Genomic DNA, 23,521 nt, shown 5'->3' with positions numbered 1-23,521 from the left:
ATTTTTAAATCGATGCGTTATTAATAACAAGTCACCTCAGTGTCAATTTGAAAAAAGTATATCTACTATTCTTCATTTTTACGTTTTCTCTCCAAAATACCTTTGGACAAGCCAGCATTTTATCTGAAGGTTCTTGGTTTAAAATTCCTATTACAGCAAATGGTGTTTATAAAATTGACAAAAGCTTTTTAGAAAAAACGGGTATTAACCTTCAAAATTTAAACCCCCATAATATCCAAGTTTTTGGAAGTACAACAAAGCTTTTACCTCAGCCAAATAGCTCTACCAGAGCCAAAGATTTACAAGAAATCAGTGTTTTTGTGAATGATTCCGATGGGAAATTTGATAAAGAGGATTATATCCTTTTCTATGCCGAAAACCCAGATGACATTTATTTTGATAGCCTTAAATTAGGATTGGTGCATGAACAACATCCTTATTCCAATAAAAACTTTGTCTTTCTAAAAACGGATAGTAAAGCATCCAAAAAAATAAAAACGCATACACCTAAAAGCTTGAGTTTTGAGCCTATAACTTCTTTAACTCATTTTGAATTCTACGAACCCGAATATACCAACCTACTTAATTCTGGTAGAGAATGGCTTGGCGAATATTTCTTTTCGGAGTGGAAATACAAATTTGAAGTGGAAGGATATCTTAAATCAGAACCAGTTTCTTTAGGTTTCCAGTTTGTTGGTCAAACTTTTGAAGATACCGAGTTGGCCATAATAGTGGGCGGGGAAGCTAAGGTCAACGTAACATTACCGAAGATAAACTACAGATGGAACGATTACTTCAAAAGATATAACAGAGCGGGCGAAATAGCACAAGGCGTACTTCTTACACAGAATCAAGAGCTGTCGTACACATTCCAGCTCCCAAATGATCTTGATATTTCTTCTGGCGTTTACCTAGATTACTTCGACCTGTCATTAAAAAGGGAAATCAAGTTTTACCCCAAACAGCATCAGGCATACCTGATTCATAAAAACAGTGTAAGTTTTAATATTCCTCATAACTCGGCAAAGCAAATTGTATGGAATGTCAGCGACCTTTTTAATGCAGAAAAGCTAAACTCAAGCGATGCCACTAAGTTTCAATTTCAAAAATCAACAGAAACTGCCAAGCTTGCCTTTTTTAATTTAGACAATCTCATTACCCCCACTCAAATTGAATCCGTTCCAAATCAGAATTTAGCCCAACTAGAGGTACCTGACTTACTGATAGTGTATCCTAAGTATTTCGAAAAAGAAGTTAAAGAACTGGCAGATTTTAGAGTCTCAAATGATAAACTAAAGGTGGCATCCGTAGAAATTCAAACCATTTATAATGAGTTTTCAGGGGGGAAAACCGACCCAACGGCTATCAGGGATTTTGCTAGGTCATTATGGCTTAAAGACCCCAATAAATTGAAGTATCTTTTACTTTTTGGAGACACCAATTTTGATATGAAAGGCTCCAATAATCTAGACTATGTAAAACAGGACAGGCTTATTCCCACCTATGAAAGCAAAGAGTCTCTTGAGCCTATTTATAGCTATTCTTCAGACGATTATTTCGGATTCTTAGAAGACCATGAAGGTGACTGGCCAGAGGGCTACTCTTTAAATGGAAGATGGAAATCAACTTCAAACAGAGATCACAGTCTAGATATTTCTATTGGCAGGCTTCCTGTAAAAGAGCGTATAGAAGCCAAACTGTTAGTAGATAAAATCATTTACTATAACACCAACAAAGGAAGCTGGAAAAGAAAAATCAGTTTTGTGGCCGATGACGCCGACTTAAACATACATCAAAGAGATGCTGAGACTTTTTCTGAAATAGCACTTCAGAATAATGCGGCCATTAGACCAAACAAAATTTATTTAGATGCATTTCCCCAACTCAAAACAGAACTTGGAGAACGCTCTCCATTAGCTAAAAGCACCTTCGAAAAAGCCATAAGTGAAGGTTCTTTGATTATAAATTATAACGGACATGGCTCGGAAGATGGCTGGACGGATGAAAAACTACTTACGCTAGACCAAATTTTAAGATGGCGAAATAAAGACAAAATGCCTATCCTCTTTACCGCTACCTGTGCATTTGGAAGATATGATAACCCCGCCGCAGTTTCTGGTGCAGAGGCTGCCATTTTAAATCCAAATGGTGGAGCTATAGCCCTACTCACCACTACTAGGCCTGTTTTTTCCAGTACAAACTTTAAAATTAATCAGGCTTTTTATAATAGAATTTTCTCAAACACCGCCGAAACAACCAGACTCGGTGATATTTTTAAGGATACCAAAAATAATTCTATTGACGGGGAAGTCAATCGCAATTTCTCACTTCTAGGAGACCCATCAATGGCCGTAGTTTATCCTAAAATAAATATAGCATTAACTTCCATAAATGGAGAAAACCCTGAAGGCACTGTAATAAACGGCTTATCAAAAGTATCAATGAAAGGGCAGGTTGCGGATGATAATTTTAATGGAACCGTGGATATTACGCTTTATGACAAAGCCATTACCAAAAAAACAATTGGAGCAGATAACTACCCCTCTATGAACTTTAAGAGTATTGAGAGCAAACTCTTCGAAGGAAAAGCGAAGGTTATAAATGGTAAATTTGAAAGTACATTTTCCATTCCCAAAAGTGTAAATGAACAACTGGAAAAAGGACATTTTTACTTTTACGCCATTAGCTCAGACAGCACCAAAGAAGCTATGGGCGGATTTAATAACTTTCTAATTGGGGGTACTTCAGAAGATATTATAACCGACGCCAACCCTCCAGTATTTGAGATGAATTATTTCGATAAAGAGCAATTATTGATCATAAAAGCATCAGATGAAAGTGGTATTAACATTTCATATAATCAGCAAGGGAAAGCCATGGTTTTGGTATTAAACGACACGCTGGAAATACCACTTCATGATTATTATTCTGCCAGTGAAGACGCTAAAAATGGTGAGATTATTTATATGTTTTCTAAATTGCCTGCAGGTAAATACTCCATTAAGTTAAAATTGGCAGACGTCTATAATAACGCCAGAGAAGAGGCGTTAAACTTTACAATTAATGAAGAATCACTTACTTTGACCCATTATTTGCTTTATCCAAACCCTGCCAACGATATTGTTAGCCTGAAAGTTGAACACAATAAGATAGGGGAAGATTTGCGTTTCGAAATTTCTTTTTTAGATATTTCTGGTCGATTAATGGCAAAAGAGATTAGAGATTGTTATTCTTGTGAAGCATCAATAAGTTTTGGTATGAATCTTGAATCCTATTTCACAGTCACGGGTAGGTATTTTTATCAGGTGATTGCTACGCAGTTATCTAATAATGACAGGAGTTCCAAAGGTGGTAAGTTTTACTTTTGGAAATAAAAACAAAAAGGTGGTAAATTTGGGGCTTGCTTGAGCCTAATAATAAATATACATTTATATGAAAAATCGTTTCATTGCGATTGTTTTAGTCGGTTTTTTCCCTTCTGTTCTTTTCGGACAGTCTCTTACTAAAGATTACAATATAGTATCGTCTGCGGTTCCTTTTTTAACTATTTCACCAGATTCGAAGGCCGCTGCATTAGGTGATGCAGGAGTAGCTTCAACCCCAGATGTAAACTCAATTTATTGGAATACAGCCAAATTGGCGTTCATAGAAAAAAGTGCTGGTGTCAACTTCTCATATGCCCCATGGCTTAGAGATCTGGTTGGAGATATGGGTCTTTTAAATGCCTCTGGTTACAAAAACCTTGGTGATGGTAAAGCTATAACCGCAGGATTTACCTATTTCAATCAAGGTTTAATAGAATTCACCACCAATACTGGAGCAGATGCAGGAAGCTTCCAATCTCGTGAATTGGCTTTAGCTTTAGGTTATGCCATGAAACTGGGTCAGGATTTCTCTGCCGGCATTAACTTAAAGTATATCAACTCTAACCTGATTGGCACGCAAGCCATCAACAATCAATCGAGTAAACCAGCAAAATCTGCTGCTGCCGATTTAAGCTTTTACTATCACAAAGATAGACCAACGGATGAGTTGAAAAAGACAGATATAGCTTTCGGACTTAACATTAGCAATGTTGGAGGTAAAGTTAACTATGGTTACGACAAAGAGTATTTCTTACCTATGAACTTGAAATTGGGGACTTGTTTTACACTTAACGCAGACCCTCAAAACAAATTTAACTTCCTTTTAGATTTCAATAAATTACTAGTACCTACTCCTCAAGAAGATGGAACACTTCCAGAATATGGCACCATCGAAGCTTTATTTAAGTCTTTTGGAGATGCTCCTGGCGGATTCAAAGAGGAATCAAGAGAAATCACGACCTCTTTGGGTGCTGAATATATTTATCAAAACCTTTTAGCGGTAAGAGCGGGTTACTTTTTTGAACCAGAATCTAAAGGTGGAAGAAAATACGTAACCATGGGTGCAGGAATTAAGCTTAAAGAACAATACGGTTTAGATTTAGCTTACCTGATTCCAACTAAAGCTGGCAACCCATTGGCCAATACATGGAGAATAACTTTAAACGTAGATTTGCCGCAAAAGCAGATAGCTTCTACCGCTCTCAACAGTTTTTAATAAACCAAAGCATTAAATGAAAAAAGACGAGCAATTCACTCGTCTTTTTTTGTGCCCTAAAAAGGCATTAGTCATGATATACTTTCTCACCCTTATTAAGCCAAACTCCCCATCTCTTATTATAAGCGTGAACTTTTGAGGTTTTTTTACCTGACATATCATAAACGGGGTTCCCTTGGTTTACCCATTCAAAAATACTCCCATATAGATTGGAGACATTCTTAAAGCCTGCTGCTTGCAATTTCTCGCCTATCTTTTCGCTTCTTACGCCTATGGAGCAATAGATAACTATATTGGCGTTTTTATCCACATCAGAAACTCTAGTCATATTAAAATCGTCATAGCCAATCCATTTCGCATTTTTTAAATGGCTGACATTAAACTCCTCTCTTTCTCTGGCATCCAAGAACACCGTTTTAGCAGGCTTGCTTTTAGATAATTCTTCTACAGATATAGTAGGCACGGTCTCGTGGAGCATGGATTTCAATAGAAGATTAAAGGCTCCACTCTCTACCTGAGCTAAACAAGAAATATATGCCGTAAAAGTCAGTACAACGGTAAACAGAATCTTTTTCAAAGTAACTTTTATTTTATAAACGAGTATATGGAATTAAAAGATTCAAATATATTGTTTTTTAGTATTTTGCATTATCAACAGAACTAACCCTTAGAAATATTTATGAAAATCCTTAAGGCCATTTGGCCGACGTTACTTTTGGTAACATTACTCTATCTTCTAGGCAAATCCCACGCAACCGTACCAGCCATTGGTAAATTGTTTAGCCCCTTCACTGGTTTCTGGCAAAATGCTGAAACAAACTCAAAAAAACCAGAATCACTATCCCTAAGTGGTTTACAAGAGGAAGTCATTATTAAGTTTGATGAGAACCGTGTACCACACATTTTCGCTAAAAATGATCATGACCTTTATTACGCCCAAGGCTACACCATAGCTTCAGACAGGTTATGGCAAATGGAGTTTTACACCTTAGTTTCTTCAGGTCGTTTGACAGAAGTGGTAGGAGAAAGAGCTTTAGAATATGACCAATATAATAGGAGAAGCGGCATGAACAAGACCGCAGAAGAGATCATTAAACGTTTAGATGAGGTTCCAGAATTAAAAAAGACTTTAGAAGCATATGCTGATGGTGTAAACGCATACATTGCTACACTAAAAGAGAAAGATTTACCCATCGAATATAAAATCCTGGGTTATCAACCTGAGCCGTGGTCACCAAAGAAAACCATGCTTATGATGATGAACATGCGAAATCAGCTTAATGGTGGAAGTACGGATTTCAGACTCACTAAGCTTGCACAAAAATATGGCATGGATGTGGTCAATGAGCTTTTCCCTGACTACCCTAACATGGCTGAGCCTATTATTCCAGTGGGAAGCCCATTACTTTTTGAGCCATTAAAAGTACCCGAAACTCCAGACTTAATAGCCGCATTTCCAGAAGATAAAACGGTGGCAATGAGCCTTAAAAACCCGCGACCAGAAATTGGCAGCAATAACTGGGCAATAGCGGGCTCAAAATCTGCGACAGGTTTGCCTATTTTGGCTAACGACCCACATCTAGGCCTTTCATTTCCTTCTATATGGTATCAAATGCAGCTTACCTCGCCAAACGTAAACGTTTATGGCTCTTGCTTACCAGGTGCTCCAGGTGTCACTATAGGCTTTAATAAAGACGTAGCTTGGGGAGTTACCAATGTAGGCCCTGATGTTATGGATTTTTATAAAATCAAATTCAAAGACAACACTCATTCCGAATACTTCCATGATAACCAATGGAAAAAAACGATCAAAAGAGTTGAAACTTACGTTTTAAAAGATGGTAGAACAGTTTCAGACACGGTAGTTTCAACACATCATGGACCAGTGATTTATTTTGAAGATGATTCCAAAAACTTCAACAAATCTGTTCCTGCTGGCTATGCCATGAAATGGATAACTCATGATAGCTCGCCAAATGATTTAAGTTGTTTCTTAGGTCTTAATACTGCCAAAAACTATGAAGACTATATGGAGGCTTTGTCCTATTATGTGGCTCCTGCACAGAACTTCGTTTTTGCGAGCAATCAAAATGATATTGCCATTACGCCAAATGGAAAATTACCCTTAAAATGGCATGATCAAGGTAAATTCCTTTTAGATGGAACTAGGGCAGACCACGACTGGCAAGACTACATTCCTAGCAATCAAAATCCTCACGTTAAAAACCCACAACGTGGCTTCGTTAGTTCTGCCAATCAATCTGTTGTTAGCCCTAAAGATTACCCTTATTACATTGACTGGACTTTTGCACCTCCCTATAGAGGAAAGCAAATCAATAATAGACTAGAAGCCATGAAAGACGGAACTGCAGATAGTCTTAGAAGTGTCCAAAACGACAACTTCAACTTGGCTGCCAAATGGTTTTTACCTTCGCTTATCAGCATATTGGAAACCAGTAACACCTCCAACACGGAAGCTTTGAAGTTGTTAAAATCGTGGAATTATCAAAATGATGCTCACAATAAAGCCGCTTCCATTTTTGAAACATGGTTAAACGTCCTAATGACGAAAATCTGGGATGATGAATTTCCTGAAAATCAAAACTTGATGTACCCCTCTGAAGATAAAACACTGGATCTCATATTACATCACCCTGATTCAAAATGGTTTGATGATGTCAATACCAAAAATAAAGTAGAGACTTTATCCGACATTGTAAGTCAAAGTTTTAACGAAACAATAGACTCTTTAAATAAAACCTACGGACCACTTTCCGACAAATGGGAATGGTATAAAGTAAAGCAAACAGCTATCCGACATTTAATACCAGCCTTTGAAGCTTTTAGCACTTTAAATATTGAAGCTGGCGGAGGAAAAAGAATAGTAAATGCCACGACAGACAAATGGGGACCCTCTTGGAGAATGGTGGTGGAATTGGACAAAGAATGGCCAAGAGCATATGGTGTTTACCCTGGCGGGCAATCCGGAAACCCTGGTAGTAAATTTTACGATAATATGGTCAATTCTTGGGCGGCAGGAGAATTAAAAGAACTTCTGTTCCTAAAAAACGCTAGCCAAGAATCTGATAAAATAATTATAAGTCAAACCTTAAAACCATCAAAATGATATACCTAATAATTCTAATCGTTGGAGCTATAATGAGCTTTTTCGGACCTTGGTGGATTGTGGCTCCCATAGCTTTTATTGCATGCCGGTGGAAAGCCACCTCTTCCAAGCAGGCCTTTGCTCAATCATTTGCAGCACTTTTAAGTCTATGGATGACCTACATCATTTATATATTCCTTAAATCAGAAATCAATTTTGTAAACAAGATAATGGGAGTTTTAACCAGTACACCCGCTGGTTTTAGTACTGCTGCTAACCTTTCTATTGTTCTTCTCGCTACTGCCCTATTGGCTTCTATTGTGGGTGGAATAGCAGGTTTAGCTGGCTATAAACTTAAAAAAATATGAGTAAACAGCTGTTTGTTAGATTAATTCCCATTTAACCTAAGCGAGCTAAAAAATAAAACTATATTTGCACCTCATTTTTAAGAACCTAATTATTGATATTAATGAAACAAATTTTAAGTATCCTTTTTGCAGTGGCCCTATTAGCGTCTTGTAAACAAGGAGGACAAGAGGGTACATCTGGACAAGCTTCAGGTAGAATTGTCTATGTTAATACAGACACCTTACTGACCAACTATGAATACTACAAAGAAGTAGTTAGCGAATTCCAAAACAAGCAATTTGCACTGGAAAACGAACTGAAGAAAAAGTCAGAGTCATTCCAAAATGAGGTAGCTTTATTTCAAAGAAGAATTCAAGCAGGTGGTATGACTCAACAGCAAGGTGAAACTACACAGCAACAACTGCAACAAAAAGAGCAAGATATCTTATTATATAGAGATAATGCTGCGGGCGGTTTAGCTGCTGATCAAGCTGCCAAAACAGACGAGATTCTCTCAAACATTCAGGCATACCTTGAGAAATTTAATGAAGACGACCGTTATGATATGGTTATTGGATTCTCAAAAGGTGGTGGTGTATTATACGCTAAACCTAATTTAGAAATTACTAAAGAAGTTTTAGAAGGACTAAATAAAGAGTACGCAGATAAGAAAGGACAAAAAGGTTTTAGTGTTACAGATAGTACTTCTACTAAGTAATAAACTAGAAATCATCTCATTAAGAGGTCATTTATAAACTAAATGGCCTCTTTTTTTGTATCAAAACTGTACAGGAAAGGGGCCTTATGTGCACCTCCTGTAAATTGCTTTTCATGCCTTTCAAGAATATTTAAACTGAGCATCTTTCTTTGAAAAGTAGTTCTTCTCAATTTCTCCCCCAAAATGGCCTCATAAACATTTTGCAGCTCTTTCATGGTGAATTTGGCGGGCAATAAATTCACTCCTACAACCTTCCTATCCAAATTAAGCCTTAAAGTTTCAAGGGCTTTTGCCACTATCGCTTTATGATCCTGTATTAAACTCGGCAGCTCATCTACCTCATACCATTTACAGGAGTCGGACAGTTCATCTGGCATAGGCACCACATCGTCATAATTAATCAAAGCATAATAGGCCACAGAAACAATCCTTTGAAGCATCCAAGAGCCCTTTTCAAGATCGATGGAATTTGTTTCCAAAATCCTTTTCATTTCCGGGGTCTGATTCCTTTTTGTATTTCCAAATGTATAACACTGCTCCAGGAAAACATCTTTCAAACCGGTACGCTCAAAAAGTCCTCTCCTAACGGCATCATTTAAATCTTCTTCCATATGAACAAAACCTCCAGGAAGAGCAAAAAGACCTGTATTATGATATTCCATTATTAGAATTTTTAGTTTATCGCCAGAAAAACCAAAAACTACGGAATCGTATGCTAAGTTAGGAAGGCAAAAAACACCATTAAGTTCAGCCACAACAAATATTATTTTTTCGCAAATTAATAGGATTATTATAAAGCACCTATTATTATTGTCACAAATTGAGACAATAAAAGATTTCCAAAAATGAAAAAATATTACAGGCTCCTAAGCCTCCTATTAGTTACCCCTTTTCTATTGAAAGCTCAGAATGACAACAACTTTGCTGTTCAAACTACCATTGTCAATGGTGTAATAGAAGGTAATTATGATGTCAAATCGGGTGTACAAAAATATTTTGGAATCCCCTTTGCAAAGCCTCCTATAAAAGACTTACGGTGGAAAGCACCACAACCTTTAGAGAACTGGAGTGGCGTTAAAATCACAAAGGCATTTGGTCCAAGGCCAATGCAAGCCATTGTTTTTGGTGACATGAATTCCAGATCAAGCGGTATCAGTGAAGATTGCCTTTATCTAAACGTTTGGACAACCACAAACAGAAATACCAAAAACCTTCCTGTGTTAGTTTATTTCTACGGGGGAGGAAACGTTGCTGGAGATGCCTCTGAGCCTAGATACGATGGAGAAAACATGTCGAAAGAAGGAATAGTGGTAGTAACCTGCAATTATCGATTAAGCCTTTTTGGATATTTAGCTCATCCAGAACTATCGGCCGAAGCACCCTATAAAGCATCGGGAAACTATGGTGCCCTGGATCAATTAGCGGCTCTTAAGTGGGTACAGGAAAATATTAAGGCTTTTGGTGGCGATCCATCCAAAGTAACTATTGCTGGTGAATCTGCTGGTTCAATAGGAGTAAGCACGCAAATGGCCTCTCCACTGACCAAGGGACTTATAACTGGTGCCATAGGAGAAAGCGGAGCAGCCATCCCGCCTACCATGGCTCCGATAAGCCTTGCGGAAGCAGAGAAAAACGGAGCAGAATTTTTAGAGAAAGCCGGAATAAAAAACATTTCGGAGCTCCGATCCATGAGTACCAGGGACCTCTATGAAATCTACAACGACTCCAAAAGGTTTGGTTTTCCTTTGGTCATCGATGGTTACTTTCTTCCTAAGAGCCTTGTAGATATTTTCAATGCTGGTGAGCAGTCCCAAATACCACTCTTGGCTGGATGGAATTCCGCCGAAATTCCTGGAATGGCTTATATGCAAGGAATGCCTTACACTTCTGAGGCTTTTATCAGCAAAACCAAGCAAACTTATCCTAAGGAATATGAGCAAGTTTTAGCTCTTCACCCGCACAGTACACCCGCAGAAGTAGAACAGTCTGCCACAGACCTAGCCTCAGACAGATTTATAGCCTATAGCACATGGAAATGGATTGATTTACATAAGAATAACAGCGAAAAATCTGTTTACAGGTACCTTTACAGTAAACTCCGTCCAGCTCTGGTCGATAAATCGCTTTCTTCTGGATTAGCGGGAGGTACTGTAAAAGCAGAAAACGCACCTCCAGCCCCAAAATCTATGGGAGCACCTCATGCTAGCGAAATAGAATATGCTATGGGAAACCTTGACAAGGTTCATGAATATGCATGGACACCAGATGATTATAAAGTTTCCCAAACAATGTTTCAATACTTTGCCAATTTTATAAAAACAGGGACGCCAAACGGTGGAGATTTGCCTAAGTGGCCGGCCATTGACGCCAAAGATACCACCCCAGCCTATATGATTATCAACACGGAAAGCAAAGCAGCCGAATCTAAGGTAGAAGCTCGATATCATTTTCATGATAAAGCATTCGGAAACAACAAATAAACGCCTCTAAAATTTATCTTAAAGCATTTGAGCTCTGGCCTGGGTACTTTAACTACTAAAAAGGGCTGCCTCATCCATTTGAGACAGCCCTTTTACTTCAATATATTTCACTGTATTCAAGTATATTATAAGCTTGAATACGGAAGCATTTTTGCCAACTGTTGAGCCGTATCTCCTCCAAGCCTTTTAGGTGTATCCATCCTGTTTGTTGGTCGCTGTACCACTTCTCTTTGCCATATCAGAGCCCCTGTTCTTCCATCGTATAGATTGCCTATAGTGGTAGCACCGCCAGGCAAAGAAGTAAAACCAAAAGGAGGATTCACCACAATATTTGTTTCGCCCCAAACCACGGCATCCACATTCAGAACTCTACAAAGATCTCCTTTATCCAATTTAGGAATATCATATATCTTAACACCAGAACTTTCCAAAAGCTTATTTGTAGTCAAGAAGTCCTGAATTACTTTTTCAAACTTCCCTTTCTCTACTTGTCTTGCCACAGAAATAAAAAACTCTTTTTGCATATCAAGACCAGCTAACCTTTCTTGTTCCTGCCAATACTCCGGTCTACTACTCCCCCTTCCTCTTATCCCAGAACTACTTTTATATTCTTCATTAAATTCCACATCAAACGGAAGAACCGCTATTCTTTGATGACTAGAAAGCAGGGTCTTTACCTCTTCAGATAGATTTGATTTGGTAGAAACGCAGGAAACTTGAACGATTACTATACCTAAAAACAGAATGAGCTTTTTCATACCCTATACTACGTCCAAAGACCTTAAAATGTTGTGTAAACCATTCGAATTCAAACATTACTTATTCGAACAAAAAGAAAATTTTTTTTTAAGATAGCCTACCAAGATTTAACAGTGTCAATAAAACATTTCACCTTTTCTGGATCCATATCTGGGTACACCCCATGACCTAAATTAGCAATATATCTTTCTCTACCGAAGGCATTAAGCATCGCTTTCGTTTCTCTCTCAATATCTGCAAAAGAGCCATATAGAATACAAGGATCTAAATTTCCTTGAAGCGTTTTATTCGGCACCAGCCTTCTTGTCTCTTCTATACTCATGTTCCAATCCATACCCACCACATCACAGTTAAGCTGACCTATCTCTTCTCTGGCAAAATAGGCACCTTTTGCAAATACCGTAACGGGCACCTCATTAATGGCATCGCAGATTTGAGTAATATAGGGAACCGCAAATTCTGAATACTGTTTCGGAGAAAGTATTCCAGCCCAACTATCAAAAATCTGCACCAAATTAGCACCACACTGTACTTGAGCCTTTAAATATGTAACGGTTACCTCCGTGATTTTTTTCATAAGACTATGAGCTAACTCAGGCTGCGTATAAAGCATCTTTTTAGCTTCAGAGAAAGTTTTAGATCCTTTCCCTTCTATCATATAACAAAAAATAGTGAATGGAGCACCCGCAAACCCAATGAGTGGCACGCTATCATTCAATCCGCTTTTAACCAATTTTATAGCATCCAATACATAAGACAATCGGTCTTCTATGTCAGTCGTATTTAATACGTCAATATCCGCTTTACTTTTAACGGTTTTTCTGAATATAGGGCCGGTTTTTTCAACCATCTCATAAGGAAGATCCATAGCCTCTGGTACCACCAGGATATCAGAAAATATAATAGCGGCATCCACGCCTAAAATATCCACTGGTTGTAAAGTGACCTCTGCCGCCATTTCTGGATTTTTTGCCAAGTTGATAAAGCTTCCTGCTTTACTTCTTACTTGACGATATTCCTTTAAAATTCTCCCTGCCTGTCTCATTACCCAAACAGGCACTCTTTCGGTGCTTTCACCCTTTGCTGCTCTTAAGAGCAAATCGTTTCTTAAATTCATGTCGCAAAAATAACAGGAGTTTAAACTACATTTATTTTTTTCCAAAGAAAAAGCCGACCATTGGGTCGGCTTCAGTATTTATATTGAAAAGCAACGTTAGTTCATCACATATTGATCTTTTTTCATTTCACCATAAAGTTGGTGCTCTTGATTTAAATTCTCGAGTGTTTTTTGAAGGTAATTTGGCATATAAAAACCTTTTAATTGTGTTACCTCATTTCCTTTATAATCTCCTACAAGCAAAGTTGGGAAAGCCTTAACATCAAATCGTTCCACTATCTCCATCCCATTGAAAGAGTCTATATCCACCTTATAAACTAAAAAATTCTGATTTACATAACTAGCAAAATCCTTGTCGGCAAAAGTTTCCGTGTCCATCTTCTTGCATGGAGCACACCAACCAGCCCAAAAATCTATTAATATTGGCTTGTTTTGTTTTTTCGCTTCCCTCAAAAAGTTATCGTAAGTGCCTGTAAAAAATGCTACAGAAGTAGTTTTGGGATTATCTCTCCAAGAACTGAGCGTTAATAACGCAATGGCCAAAGCCAAGGTGGTAATTATCTTCATTTTGCACACGTATTAAATATATTAACTATAACGTCAACATTCATGCCAAAGATACACAATCTTATATTTCAAACAAATGAATTTATTGAAGCACTTATATTCAAGTATTTAAACCACCCGTATGTTTCCTATTTTAGAAGTAACTGCCTTTAAAATATTAACCCCTCTAAATTTTTTAGAGGGGTAATATGCTCACCTTTTAACCTAAATTCTACATTGAATTTTAAATTCTTTATAGGAACACATAAAAGATATTTATAAGAAACTAATACAATTCAAACACCTCTTATGCCCTCAAATGTTAAACTACGCATATTTAACGCTTAATAAGTGCTTTAGTAGCTATATCACTATATTCATTCGTTAAAACCATTTATTGGGTAGATTGGAGCTGAGGGCAATCAAACCTCTTACATATTTTCATTTAGTACGGACTTTCACAGTCCTACATTTCAGTTTCGTTCATGTTCTAGTCTGAAGTATTTTATTAATTTAGATGCAACCCTTCATATCTATTTATGCATCTTGATATTGAAATAGGCCATTTATGACAAAAATTTTATCCTTGTTCAGCTCGGAATATAATCTTGCCAAAGCTCTAAAGCAAGGAGACAGAAAAGCTCAAAATCTTTTGTATGAACGCTATTCAGGATTAATGCTGGGTATATGTATGCGTTACCTGGGAGATAAGATGACAGCTGAAGATGTCATGATTAAGGGCTTTATGAAAATATTTGAGAAAATTGAACAGTTCAATTTTCAAGGAAGCTTTGAAGGGTGGATAAAAAGAATAATGGTTAACGAAGCCCTTATGAAATTGAGATCCGTAAAAGCAACCGAAGTAGGAATAGATGATGTTTCCGTTTCAAACTTTCAAAGCAAAGCATCCTCAGACCTTGAAGCGGAAGACCTACTTACTTTGATTAATACTTTACCCACAGGGTATAGGACAGTTTTTAACCTATTCGCAATTGAAGGATATAGTCATTCTGAAATATCAGAAATACTAGGAATCTCAGAAGGCACTTCTAAATCCCAATTAAGCAGAGCTAGAGCATTGCTCCAAACCAAATTAGAGAATCAGGACAGCAACCTTAGACGAGAAAGACAATGAATTCAATAAATAAAAACATGAAGCATCCAGTAGATGAGCTTTTTCAACAAAAGCTCAATAACTATGAAATACAGGCTTCAAATGAAGCCAAAGAGAAATTTTTAATGGCAATTAACAAGCAGAAATCCTCTAGAAGGCCCCTTTTGTTTTTCTCAGCCGCAGCTTCCATATTACTGGTTGGAATCATTAGTTTGTTCCTATTTACAGACTTATTCTTTCATTCAGCTCCAGAACTAGCAAATATGGAACAAACCAAGACTCAGCTTGACACAAAACAACCAACTGAAGATTACGTACTAGAATCTCCAAAAGCGGAGAACAATGAGCGTCAAAGTACTCCAAGTCTTGACAATGCAGTTTCTGTGACTGCCACTAGAAACTCACCAGTGACCTTAAAAACAAGCAAACCAACAAATCTTAAAGAGGTTAATTCATCCGTTAAAAATGAAGAAAATAGAAGTTTGACGGGCGTATCAGAAATCGACGAACCCATTTTAGACAAGCTAACCATCGCATTGCTAGACTCTGAAAAGAAAAAGAACTTGGAACAAAAGACATCCCAAAATTTACAACCTAGTCACAAACTTTTTGAAAAAAGCATTGGTGAAACCATTATTATTGTCACTTCGGAATTACGAGAAGAAGAAATATATATTCCAGATGTAAATTCAGACTCTCCTATTACCATTGCGGAAGCCAAAGACTTGGGAGAATCTAAACTAGAAGACGAGCGTTCTTTTGTTGCTAAAGTATTTACCGAATTAAAGCATTTAAAACATGGTGAAAAGGTGAGTATTAATGCTATTTTAGCTTCTAATGACGACTCTTTCATCAATAACGAAGATGGCTTTATAGGATATGAAGCCATGCAGTTTAAACAAAGATTCAAAAGAATAAAAAATACAATTACCAAGGAGTAAACTTAAAGAAATCGCTATTAGATAGCTCAAAATGAAAAAACTTATAATCTTCGGAATATTCCTAATTTCTAGTTTATCCTTGAAGTCTATGGCTAATTCGGCCACGATACAGGATACTACCATCATTTCTTTTTCAGACAATAACCTTAATAAAAGAGTTACCGTTATTGCATCTGGAGAGAAAAGCTTTGACTTGCCGTTATCCTATAATTTAAATAGCCTACTCAAGGAATTGGGTCTTGATGATGAAGCCAGAAAAAAGGCATTAATAGAAATAGAAACAAGAACAGACCAAGATGATACTTTAAATGTGATTACTCCCGAAGGTCAGAAAATACAAATTATAACAAAAGGCCGCATGTTCTCAGAAAATCAAAGGCCGCATTCCGATAGCACTAATGTCTTCGGAGACGAAAACGATAAACAATCGTTTAAAGATATGATCATTGAGGAATCCAAAAAGGAAGCAAACCCTAATGCCCGCTTTTTCCCTAAAAGTGACTTTGGATTCTATCTTGGACTGAATAACTATTCAAACTCATCAAACGTATCCCCTTTCCAACTAAACGCTCTTAGGCCATGGCAATCACGGTTTGTCGCCTTCTCTTTAAGAAAGAATGCAACCTTAACTAATGGAGAGAATGTAGACTTAGCATTAAGCTATGGTCCAGAATTTGCCATTTACAATTTCATGTTTGAAAATAATAACTCCATATTTAAAACAGATTCGGATGGTCAAACCATATTCTCCGAATTGGACTTTCGTACCAAAAAATCTAAACTTACTGTACCCTATCTTACCTTCCCAATACTTCTAAACATGGGACTTAAAAAAGAAAAAATTCAAATTGGAGTAGGCGGTTACCTCGGATATAGGGTAGGAAGTCATACCAAAACGAAAGACCTTAATAGGAATAAAGAGAAAATCAAAGATGGTTATAACCTCAATAAATTCATGTATGGTCTGACGGGTGAGGTCGGTCGAAAAAGTGGGGTTACATTTTTCTTCAGATATGACTTGAATAAATTATTCAATTCTAACCAAATTTATGCAAAAGACCTTCAAGCTTTCAGTTTTGGACTAAGACTATAAAATAAGTAAAATACTCTTTTTAGCCATAAATGCCCGATTATCAGGCGATAGGTTCTACCTCAATTTTAAACATTAAAAAAAAGAGAGTTTTTTTTAATCAATATTTTGCCAAACCAAAAAATCGCTATACTTTTGCAACTCCTTTTTCAGGAACAGTTCTTTACAAAGAGAAAAACAACAATTTTTGGGGGTGTACCAGAGTGGCCAAATGGGGCAGACTGTAAATCTGCTAGCTTACGCTTACGGTGGTTCGAATCCATCCGCCCCCACTTTTTTTATACGAATATTTTTTTGCGGGTGTAGCTCAGTTGGTAGAGCGACAGCCTTCCAAGCTGTAGGTCGCGGGTTCGAGCCTCGTCACCCGCTCAAAAAAAGCCTTCGTAGCTCAGGGGTAGAGCACTTCCTTGGTAAGGAAGAGGTCGGCAGTTCAAATCTGCTCGAAGGCTCTGCTTGTTTTTTTAGCAGAAGGTCGGTTTCATTGACATGGAAGTTTTTCCATGTCGTTTTTTATTTGAATTTTTACATCGGATTTAATATAATTTAATTTAATAACAATATGGCAAAAGAGAATTTTGACCGTAGTAAGCCTCACGTAAATATTGGTACTATAGGTCACGTCGATCACGGAAAGACTACTTTGACTGCTGCGATTACAACCGTTTTAGCAGGTAAAGGCCTTTCAGTTCTTAGAGACTTTTCATCTATTGATAATGCTCCTGAAGAAAAAGAGCGTGGTATCACTATTAATACTTCACACGTAGAGTATTCTACAGCTAACCGTCACTATGCACACGTTGACTGTCCTGGTCACGCGGATTATGTGAAAAACATGGTTACTGGAGCGGCTCAAATGGACGGTGCCATACTTGTTGTTGCTGCAACTGATGGCCCTATGCCTCAAACTCGCGAGCACATACTTTTGGCTCGTCAGGTTGGTGTACCTGAGTTAGTAGTATTTATGAACAAAGTTGATATGGTGGATGATCCTGAACTACTTGAATTAGTAGAAATGGAGATTCGTGAACTATTGACATTCTATAAATTCGATGGTGATAACATTCCTGTAATTCAAGGTTCAGCACTTGGTGGCTTGAACGGTGAAGAGAAATGGGTTAAGACCATTGAAGAATTGATGGACGCTGTAGATAGCTTCATTCCACTTCCTCCAAGAGCTACTGATAAGCCATTCCTAATGCCTGTTGAGGACGTATTCTCAATCACTGGTCGTGGAACTGTTGCTACTGGTCGTATTGAAACTGGTATCATCAACTCTGGTGAAGCAGTTGATATCTTAGGTATGGGTGCTGAAGGTTTGAAATCAGTTGTTACTGGTGTTGAGATGTTCCGTAAAATACTTGATAGAGGTGAGGCTGGTGATAACACAGGTCTTCTTTTAAGAGGTGTTGAGAAATCTCAAATCAAACGTGGAATGGTAATCTGTAAGCCAGGTTCTGTTAAGCCACATACTAAATTTAAAGGTGAAGTTTACGTTCTTTCTAAAGAAGAAGGTGGTCGTCATACTCCATTCTTTAACAAGTATCGTCCTCAGTTCTACTTCAGAACAACTGACGTAACTGGTGAAATCATGCTTCCTGCAAACGTAGAAATGGTTATGCCAGGTGATAACGTTACAATCGAAGTAACTTTGATTAACGCAATTGCAATGGATAAAGGTCTTCGTTTCGCGATACGTGAAGGTGGCCGTACTGTTGGTGCAGGTCAGGTAACTGAAATTTTAGAATAATCTCATTCTGATTATCATACAAAAAGCACTCCATAACTGGAGTGCTTTTTTTGGTATAAGGTTGTCCCTAAATGAGAAACAAAAAAGCTGGTATTCTATTCATTTTCATCACTGTACTCATTGATGTTATTGGAATTGGAATTGTAATCCCTATAATTCCTAGTTTGATACAAGAGTTAGTAGGTGGCAGCCTAAGTAACGCAAGTCATTACGCTATTGGACTCGTGCTCATCTATGCCGTTATGCAATTTATCTTCTCCCCTATTATTGGTGGTTTAAGCGACCAGTATGGAAGAAGAAAAATATTACTTTTCTCATTATTAGGATTTGGAATAGATTCCCTATTTCAAGCCGCCGCTCCTACCATTGGCTGGCTATTTATAGGCAGAACCATTGCAGGTATTACTGGAGCCAGTTTCACCACCGCCAATGCCTACATAGCAGATATAAGCACCCCAGAAAAGAGGGCACAAAACTTTGGACTGCTGGGAGCAGCTTTTGGTTTGGGTTTTATAATAGGTCCTACGCTAGGAGGCGTTTTGGGCTCTTATGGAGCCAGGTTGCCGTTTTATGTCTCTGCAGGTCTTTCATTTGTTAACTGGCTCTACGGCTACTTTGTATTGCCAGAATCACTTGCTTTAGAAGATCGAAGGAAATTTGACATTAAAAGAGCTAATCCCATCGGAAGTTTATTAAATCTTAGACGTTATCCCTTTATTCTTTCATTGATCGCTTCATTATTCTTAGTCTATGTGGCTGGTCATGCTCTGCAAACTACTTGGTCTTTTTACACCATAGAGAAATTCCACTGGACAGAAATGCAAGTAGGACTCTCTCTAGGCTTTGTGGGCCTTATGATAGCCATAGTTCAAGGTGGACTCATCCGCATCATTATACCCAAAATAGGACAAGAAAAAGCCCTTTTTACAGGCTTAACCATTAACATGCTCGGCTTACTAGCCTTTAGTTTCGCATCCGAAGGATGGATGATGTACGCCATTATGGTTCCATTTGCATTAAGTGGACTAGCCAACCCAGCCTTTCAAGGCATTATTTCTAGCCAAGTTAAAAAAAATGAACAAGGTGAACTACAAGGAGCTTTAACAAGCATTTTAAGTATCGCAGCTATTATTGGTCAACCTCTTATGTTGGGACTTTTCGGTACTTTCTCAAAAGCAGGAGCCCAACCCTATTTCCCTGGAGCCCCCTTTCTTTTAGGTGCCATATTCTGCTTTATTAGTATCATAATTACCAATAGAGTTTTAAACAAAGAAAAAGCTTCGTAGAATAATTTGGGAATCAGATTTTTTTATTTACATTTGCAGCCCCAAATACTCCCTCACACGGAGTACTTTTTTTTATACACGGGCATAGTTCAATGGTAGAATAGCGGTCTCCAAAACCGTTGATCAGGGTTCGAATCCTTGTGCCCGTGCTTTAATTTTATACAATGGAAAAATTACAAAGTTTTGTTAAGGAGTCATGGCACGAAATTACCAACGAGGTAACATGGCCTAAATTCAGCGAATTACAAGCAAGTGCAACATTAGTTCTTGTTGCCTCTATAATATTCGCATTAGTGGTAGGAGCTATTGATTTTGTTATTGACAATGGCCTTAAACTACTTTATCAATCGTTCTAAAAAAATATGGAAGAAATAAACTGGTACGTAGTAAGAGCTGTTTCTGGACAAGAGAAGAAGATCAAAATGTACATTGAGAATGAGGCTGAAAGAGCAAATCTTAAAGACTTTATTCCTCAGATTTTAATTCCATCCGAAAAAATAGTAGAAGTAAAAAACGGCAAAAAACGTGTCCGTGAAAAAAACTTCATGCCTGGTTATATGCTCATCCAAGCCGATTTAAATAACGGTGAAGTCATGCACATGATTAAAAGCTTACCTGGTGTAATTGGTTTCTTAAGAAAAGATGGTAACTCATCTATTGAACCAGAACCATTGAGAATGTCAGAAGTTAACAGATTCTTAGGTGTTCAAAATGAAGTAGAAGAACAGATCATTGACTCTGCTATTTCTTTTGTCGTAGGAGAAGCCGTTAAAGTTATTGATGGTCCATTCTCAACTTTTGAGGGTAACGTAGAAGAAATCTACGAAGAAAAGAAAAAGTTAAGTGTAAGTGTAAAAATATTTGGAAGAAGTACACCTGTAGAGCTAAGCTACATTCAAGTAGAAAAGCTTTCATAGGAAAACATTCTTACGTTTTTAATAGAAAAAGCCAGCCTGAAGAGCTGGCTTTTTCTATTCTTCCCCAGTATTAAAATATTTAGCTTCAGAGGTATTGTTTAAAACTAAAATAATATTACCTTTGCAGTCCGTTTCTGCAATCGTATTGATTTCAGGTCGGTGTAAGGTCAATTGATTTCTTGTCAGGTGTTAATTTTTAGTACCTGCTAGGCTTCCCCTGAGAATATTTTGATCTTATGGAGAAACGAATGAGCATTATGAGCGGAAATAGCTAATTGTGACTAGGTTATTGAAATTCTTTTGTGGTTCGTCATTTCGTATTTCTCAACATTAAACAAGTAAAAAAGATGGCGAAAGAAATCGCAGGATACTTAAAATTACAGGCAAAGGGTGGTCAAGCCAACCCAGCACCTCCAATTGGTCCTGCCTTAGGTTCTAAGGGTATTAATATCATGGAGTTCTGTAAGCAATTCAATGCTAGAACTCAAGATAAAATGGGTCAGGTGGTTCCTGTGTTAGTAACATACTACACAGACAAATCATTTGAATTCGTTATTAAAACCGCACCTACGGCCGTATTACTTTTAGATGCAGCGAAAGTTAAGAAAGGTTCTGACCAGCCAAATCGTGCTAAGGTAGGAACTATAACTTGGGATCAGGTTAGGACTATTGCCGAAACCAAAATGCCAGATCTTAATTGTTTCACTGTAGAGTCTGCCATGAAAATGGTAGCGGGTAGTGCAGCTAATATGGGACTTAGAATTAAAGGTGCAGCACCGTTTTAATTAAAAATTATTAATGGGAGCCACTCTCACAAGTGGCGTTAATTACCAAAAAAAACAAATGGCAAGATTAAGTAAAAAAAGAAAAGACGCTCTGTCGAAGTATGATCCTACCCAGGAGTATGCTATAAAAGATGCAGCTGGTGTATTGAAAGAAATTTCTTACACTAAATTTGATGCTTCTGTAGATTTAGACATCCGTTTAGGTGTAGACCCACGTAAAGCAGACCAAATGGTTCGTGGTGTGGTAGCTCTTCCTCATGGTACAGGTAAACAAGTAAAGGTTTTAGTTCTTTGTACGCCCGATAAGGAGCAAGAAGCAAAGGATGCTGGAGCAGACTTCGTTGGCCTTGATGAATATATCGACAAGATATCAAAAGGTTGGACCGATATTGATGTAATTATCACTATGCCAGCAGTTATGGCTAAATTGGGTCGTTTAGGTAAAGTTTTAGGACCTAGAGGTCTTATGCCAAACCCTAAAGCCGGAACAGTTACTCCTAACGTTGGACAAGCAGTTATAGATGTTAAAGCTGGTAAAATCGACTTTAAAGTTGACAAAACAGGTATCATCCACGCTGGTGTTGGTAAAATATCTTTCGAAATAGAGCAGTTAGAGGCTAATATTAACGAGTTGATTCAAACAATCGTTAAGTTGAAACCTTCTTCTGCAAAAGGAACATATGTAAAAGGCATCACTTTGTCTAGTACTATGAGTCCTGGAGTTAAAATTGATCTTACCGGTATAAAGGGACTGTAATCATGAATAGAGAAAACAAAGGAGCGATAATCCAAGAATTATCTGAGAAGTTTGCAAACAACCCATTCTTTTATATCACTGACGCTAGTGGAATGTCTGTAGCTAAAACAAATAAGCTAAGAAGACTTTGCTATGACAGAGGTATAGAGTACAAAGTTGTTAAAAACACTCTAATCGAGAAAGCTCTAGAGACACTAGACACAGATTACACGCCATTCAAGACATCTGTATTGAAAGGTTTTTCAGGTATCATGTTTCACCCAGAATCTGGGAAAGATGCCGCAAAACTTATCAAGGACTTCTTGAAAGACAACAAGGATTCGATTAAATTAAAAGGTGCATCTATTGATTCTGATCTATTCATAGGTCATGACCAGTTAGATATGCTTTCTAACTTGAAATCTAAAGCCGAATTAATTGGCGACGTAATCATGTTACTTCAATCACCTGCTAAAACCGTTATTGGTGGATTGCAAAGTGGTGGTAACAAACTGGCAGGTATTCTTAAAACTCTTTCAGAGAAAGAAGCCGCCTAATTTTAATCAAAATAAAAACTATTTAAATTTTAGAAATAATGGCAGATTTAAAAGCCTTCGCAGAACAATTAGTTAACCTTACAGTTAAAGAAGTAAATGAGTTAGCTGACATTCTTAAAGATGAGTACGGTATTGAGCCAGCAGCAGCTGGAGCTGTAATGGTAGCAGGACCTGCTGGTGGAGACGCTGCAGCAGTTGTTGAAGAAAAATCAACTTTTGATGTAATTCTTAAGTCTGCTGGTGGAAGCAAACTTCAAGTAGTGAAATTAGTTAAGGATCTTGCAGGCTTAGGCTTGAAAGAAGCTAAAGATCTAGTTGATTCTGCTCCTAAAGCAATCAAAGAAGGTATCGCAAAAGACGAAGCAGAAGCTTTGAAAAAGCAGCTTGAAGAAGCTGGTGCTGAAGTAGAATTAGCATAAGCTATACTTCAAACACTCATCAGACTCGGTCCGATTTTCTATGAAAATCGGTCGAGTCTTTTGCTGTAAATAACAGCCGCATTCTAAATAAACACAATAAAAGAGATTCAAGACGTTAATGTCTTGGTTATTAATAAGATTTCTGCCCGATACACTGCTGTTTTTCGTAGGACAGTTGCAAAGGGGCTTAAATTGGCTTCACTGCGAGTTCTTTGGCTTAGTTAAAGACAAATACCGTCGAAACTAGCGTGCCAACAAGTTATAATTTTTTTTA

Annotated in this window: 22 protein-coding genes and 4 tRNA genes; 21 read left to right on the top strand and 5 right to left on the bottom strand. The window is 37.6% G+C overall.

What is annotated here, in order from left to right; genetic code table 11:
• The first annotated feature begins 47 nt into the window (after positions 1-47).
• Complete coding sequence (gene porU / locus ACSBFT_RS20525; protein WP_489602250.1) at positions 48-3,374, top strand: type IX secretion system sortase PorU; 3,327 nt, start codon at positions 48-50, stop codon at positions 3,372-3,374.
• 58 nt (positions 3,375-3,432) lie between these two features.
• The gene (gene porV / locus ACSBFT_RS20520; RefSeq protein WP_463048425.1) at positions 3,433-4,581 is read left to right on the top strand and encodes a type IX secretion system outer membrane channel protein PorV; all 1,149 of its coding nucleotides are present in this window, start codon (positions 3,433-3,435) and stop codon (positions 4,579-4,581) included.
• Between the two features lie 67 nt (positions 4,582-4,648).
• Here porV and ACSBFT_RS20515 read toward each other — a convergent pair whose 3' ends face one another.
• Entirely contained in the window at positions 4,649-5,158 is a 510-nt protein-coding gene (locus tag ACSBFT_RS20515) for a rhodanese-like domain-containing protein (RefSeq protein ID WP_463048426.1), read from the bottom strand.
• Between the two features lie 102 nt (positions 5,159-5,260).
• On the opposite strand from ACSBFT_RS20515, the gene ACSBFT_RS20510 reads away from it, so the two are divergent.
• The 3 genes from ACSBFT_RS20510 to ACSBFT_RS20500 all read left to right on the top strand — a co-directional run bounded on the left by ACSBFT_RS20510 (position 5,261) and on the right by ACSBFT_RS20500 (position 8,753).
• A complete protein-coding gene (locus ACSBFT_RS20510) occupies positions 5,261-7,708 on the top strand; it encodes a penicillin acylase family protein (RefSeq protein ID WP_489602249.1) in 2,448 nt (815 codons plus the stop codon).
• A complete protein-coding gene (locus tag ACSBFT_RS20505; RefSeq protein ID WP_463048428.1) occupies positions 7,705-8,055 on the top strand; it encodes a hypothetical protein in 351 nt (116 codons plus the stop codon). The genes ACSBFT_RS20510 and ACSBFT_RS20505 overlap by 4 nt, the downstream gene beginning before the upstream one ends.
• A gap of 101 nt (positions 8,056-8,156) precedes the next feature.
• Positions 8,157-8,753, top strand: coding sequence for an OmpH/Skp family outer membrane protein (locus ACSBFT_RS20500; RefSeq protein WP_489602248.1), 597 nt, complete (start codon positions 8,157-8,159; stop codon positions 8,751-8,753).
• A gap of 38 nt (positions 8,754-8,791) precedes the next feature.
• Here the strand turns inward: ACSBFT_RS20500 and ACSBFT_RS20495 are convergent, their stop codons facing one another.
• Positions 8,792-9,508: an NUDIX hydrolase gene (locus ACSBFT_RS20495; RefSeq protein ID WP_463048430.1), complete on the bottom strand. Its 717-nt coding sequence runs from the start codon at positions 9,506-9,508 to the stop codon at positions 8,792-8,794.
• A 90-nt stretch (positions 9,509-9,598) separates the two neighbouring features.
• Between ACSBFT_RS20495 and ACSBFT_RS20490 the strand changes: the two genes are divergently transcribed.
• Positions 9,599-11,233: a carboxylesterase/lipase family protein gene (locus tag ACSBFT_RS20490; RefSeq protein ID WP_489602247.1), complete on the top strand. Its 1,635-nt coding sequence runs from the start codon at positions 9,599-9,601 to the stop codon at positions 11,231-11,233.
• 125 nt (positions 11,234-11,358) lie between these two features.
• Here ACSBFT_RS20490 and ACSBFT_RS20485 read toward each other — a convergent pair whose 3' ends face one another.
• From ACSBFT_RS20485 to ACSBFT_RS20475, 3 genes are all read right to left on the bottom strand, one after another.
• Positions 11,359-11,991 carry a hypothetical protein gene (locus ACSBFT_RS20485; RefSeq protein WP_463048432.1) on the bottom strand — a complete coding sequence of 211 codons (633 nt, stop codon included), beginning with the start codon at positions 11,989-11,991 and terminating at the stop codon, positions 11,359-11,361.
• A gap of 98 nt (positions 11,992-12,089) precedes the next feature.
• The gene (gene hemE / locus ACSBFT_RS20480) at positions 12,090-13,109 is read right to left on the bottom strand and encodes a uroporphyrinogen decarboxylase (protein WP_489602246.1); all 1,020 of its coding nucleotides are present in this window, start codon (positions 13,107-13,109) and stop codon (positions 12,090-12,092) included.
• A 96-nt stretch (positions 13,110-13,205) separates the two neighbouring features.
• Entirely contained in the window at positions 13,206-13,676 is a 471-nt protein-coding gene (locus ACSBFT_RS20475) for a thioredoxin family protein (RefSeq protein ID WP_463048434.1), read from the bottom strand.
• A gap of 547 nt (positions 13,677-14,223) precedes the next feature.
• Here ACSBFT_RS20475 and ACSBFT_RS20470 point away from each other — a divergent pair.
• From ACSBFT_RS20470 to rplL, 15 genes are all read left to right on the top strand, one after another.
• Complete coding sequence (locus tag ACSBFT_RS20470) at positions 14,224-14,790, top strand: RNA polymerase sigma factor (RefSeq protein ID WP_489602245.1); 567 nt, start codon at positions 14,224-14,226, stop codon at positions 14,788-14,790.
• Positions 14,787-15,710, top strand: coding sequence for a hypothetical protein (locus tag ACSBFT_RS20465; protein WP_489602244.1), 924 nt, complete (start codon positions 14,787-14,789; stop codon positions 15,708-15,710). The genes ACSBFT_RS20470 and ACSBFT_RS20465 overlap by 4 nt, the downstream gene beginning before the upstream one ends.
• A 31-nt stretch (positions 15,711-15,741) precedes the next feature.
• Positions 15,742-16,803 (top strand): outer membrane beta-barrel protein, encoded by a 1,062-nt coding sequence (locus ACSBFT_RS20460; protein ID WP_489602243.1) that lies wholly within the window; start codon positions 15,742-15,744, stop codon positions 16,801-16,803.
• Positions 16,804-16,989: 186 nt separating this feature from the next.
• Positions 16,990-17,072 (top strand) — tRNA-Tyr (locus tag ACSBFT_RS20455).
• A gap of 24 nt (positions 17,073-17,096) precedes the next feature.
• Positions 17,097-17,169, top strand: a tRNA-Gly gene (locus ACSBFT_RS20450).
• An 8-nt stretch (positions 17,170-17,177) separates the two neighbouring features.
• Positions 17,178-17,249: transfer RNA gene (locus tag ACSBFT_RS20445), tRNA-Thr, on the top strand.
• A gap of 110 nt (positions 17,250-17,359) precedes the next feature.
• The gene (gene tuf / locus ACSBFT_RS20440) at positions 17,360-18,547 is read left to right on the top strand and encodes an elongation factor Tu (protein ID WP_489602242.1); all 1,188 of its coding nucleotides are present in this window, start codon (positions 17,360-17,362) and stop codon (positions 18,545-18,547) included.
• A 71-nt stretch (positions 18,548-18,618) separates the two neighbouring features.
• Complete coding sequence (locus tag ACSBFT_RS20435; protein WP_489602241.1) at positions 18,619-19,833, top strand: TCR/Tet family MFS transporter; 1,215 nt, start codon at positions 18,619-18,621, stop codon at positions 19,831-19,833.
• Positions 19,834-19,911: 78 nt separating this feature from the next.
• Positions 19,912-19,982, top strand: a tRNA-Trp gene (locus ACSBFT_RS20430).
• 15 nt (positions 19,983-19,997) lie between these two features.
• Complete coding sequence (gene secE, locus ACSBFT_RS20425; RefSeq protein WP_489602240.1) at positions 19,998-20,189, top strand: preprotein translocase subunit SecE; 192 nt, start codon at positions 19,998-20,000, stop codon at positions 20,187-20,189.
• 6 nt (positions 20,190-20,195) lie between these two features.
• On the top strand, positions 20,196-20,750 hold the full coding sequence (gene nusG / locus ACSBFT_RS20420; protein ID WP_489602239.1) for a transcription termination/antitermination protein NusG: 555 nt from the start codon (positions 20,196-20,198) through the stop codon (positions 20,748-20,750).
• Between the two features lie 347 nt (positions 20,751-21,097).
• The gene (rplK, locus tag ACSBFT_RS20415; RefSeq protein WP_489602238.1) at positions 21,098-21,535 is read left to right on the top strand and encodes a 50S ribosomal protein L11; all 438 of its coding nucleotides are present in this window, start codon (positions 21,098-21,100) and stop codon (positions 21,533-21,535) included.
• Between the two features lie 58 nt (positions 21,536-21,593).
• On the top strand, positions 21,594-22,292 hold the full coding sequence (gene rplA, locus ACSBFT_RS20410; protein ID WP_489602237.1) for a 50S ribosomal protein L1: 699 nt from the start codon (positions 21,594-21,596) through the stop codon (positions 22,290-22,292).
• A gap of 2 nt (positions 22,293-22,294) precedes the next feature.
• Positions 22,295-22,828: a 50S ribosomal protein L10 gene (gene rplJ / locus ACSBFT_RS20405; RefSeq protein ID WP_489602236.1), complete on the top strand. Its 534-nt coding sequence runs from the start codon at positions 22,295-22,297 to the stop codon at positions 22,826-22,828.
• A 38-nt stretch (positions 22,829-22,866) separates the two neighbouring features.
• Positions 22,867-23,247, top strand: coding sequence for a 50S ribosomal protein L7/L12 (gene rplL / locus ACSBFT_RS20400; RefSeq protein WP_489602235.1), 381 nt, complete (start codon positions 22,867-22,869; stop codon positions 23,245-23,247).
• Positions 23,248-23,521 lie beyond the last annotated feature (274 nt).

Source organism: Arcticibacterium sp. SM2516, from assembly GCF_057914865.1.
Note: the sequence above shows the minus strand (reverse complement) of the source record. Positions and strands in the feature narration are given on the sequence as shown.

Bases quoted from the DNA above. Each gene is read 5' to 3' on its own strand.
- porV (WP_463048425.1), top strand. From the start codon at position 3,433: ATGAAAAATCGTTTCATTGCGATTGTTTTAGTCGGTTTTTTCCCTTCT.
- ACSBFT_RS20485 (WP_463048432.1), bottom strand. From the start codon at position 11,991: ATGAAAAAGCTCATTCTGTTTTTAGGTATAGTAATCGTTCAAGTTTCC.
- secE (WP_489602240.1), top strand. From the start codon at position 19,998: ATGGAAAAATTACAAAGTTTTGTTAAGGAGTCATGGCACGAAATTACC.
- ACSBFT_RS20470 (WP_489602245.1), top strand. From the start codon at position 14,224: ATGACAAAAATTTTATCCTTGTTCAGCTCGGAATATAATCTTGCCAAA.
- ACSBFT_RS20510 (WP_489602249.1), top strand. From the start codon at position 5,261: ATGAAAATCCTTAAGGCCATTTGGCCGACGTTACTTTTGGTAACATTA.
- rplJ (WP_489602236.1), top strand. From the start codon at position 22,295: ATGAATAGAGAAAACAAAGGAGCGATAATCCAAGAATTATCTGAGAAG.
- nusG (WP_489602239.1), top strand. From the start codon at position 20,196: ATGGAAGAAATAAACTGGTACGTAGTAAGAGCTGTTTCTGGACAAGAG.
- ACSBFT_RS20465 (WP_489602244.1), top strand. From the start codon at position 14,787: ATGAATTCAATAAATAAAAACATGAAGCATCCAGTAGATGAGCTTTTT.
- ACSBFT_RS20460 (WP_489602243.1), top strand. From the start codon at position 15,742: ATGAAAAAACTTATAATCTTCGGAATATTCCTAATTTCTAGTTTATCC.
- ACSBFT_RS20505 (WP_463048428.1), top strand. From the start codon at position 7,705: ATGATATACCTAATAATTCTAATCGTTGGAGCTATAATGAGCTTTTTC.
- rplK (WP_489602238.1), top strand. From the start codon at position 21,098: ATGGCGAAAGAAATCGCAGGATACTTAAAATTACAGGCAAAGGGTGGT.
- tuf (WP_489602242.1), top strand. From the start codon at position 17,360: ATGGCAAAAGAGAATTTTGACCGTAGTAAGCCTCACGTAAATATTGGT.
- rplL (WP_489602235.1), top strand. From the start codon at position 22,867: ATGGCAGATTTAAAAGCCTTCGCAGAACAATTAGTTAACCTTACAGTT.
- ACSBFT_RS20435 (WP_489602241.1), top strand. From the start codon at position 18,619: ATGAGAAACAAAAAAGCTGGTATTCTATTCATTTTCATCACTGTACTC.
- ACSBFT_RS20490 (WP_489602247.1), top strand. From the start codon at position 9,599: ATGAAAAAATATTACAGGCTCCTAAGCCTCCTATTAGTTACCCCTTTT.
- hemE (WP_489602246.1), bottom strand. From the start codon at position 13,109: ATGAATTTAAGAAACGATTTGCTCTTAAGAGCAGCAAAGGGTGAAAGC.
- rplA (WP_489602237.1), top strand. From the start codon at position 21,594: ATGGCAAGATTAAGTAAAAAAAGAAAAGACGCTCTGTCGAAGTATGAT.
- ACSBFT_RS20475 (WP_463048434.1), bottom strand. From the start codon at position 13,676: ATGAAGATAATTACCACCTTGGCTTTGGCCATTGCGTTATTAACGCTC.
- ACSBFT_RS20500 (WP_489602248.1), top strand. From the start codon at position 8,157: ATGAAACAAATTTTAAGTATCCTTTTTGCAGTGGCCCTATTAGCGTCT.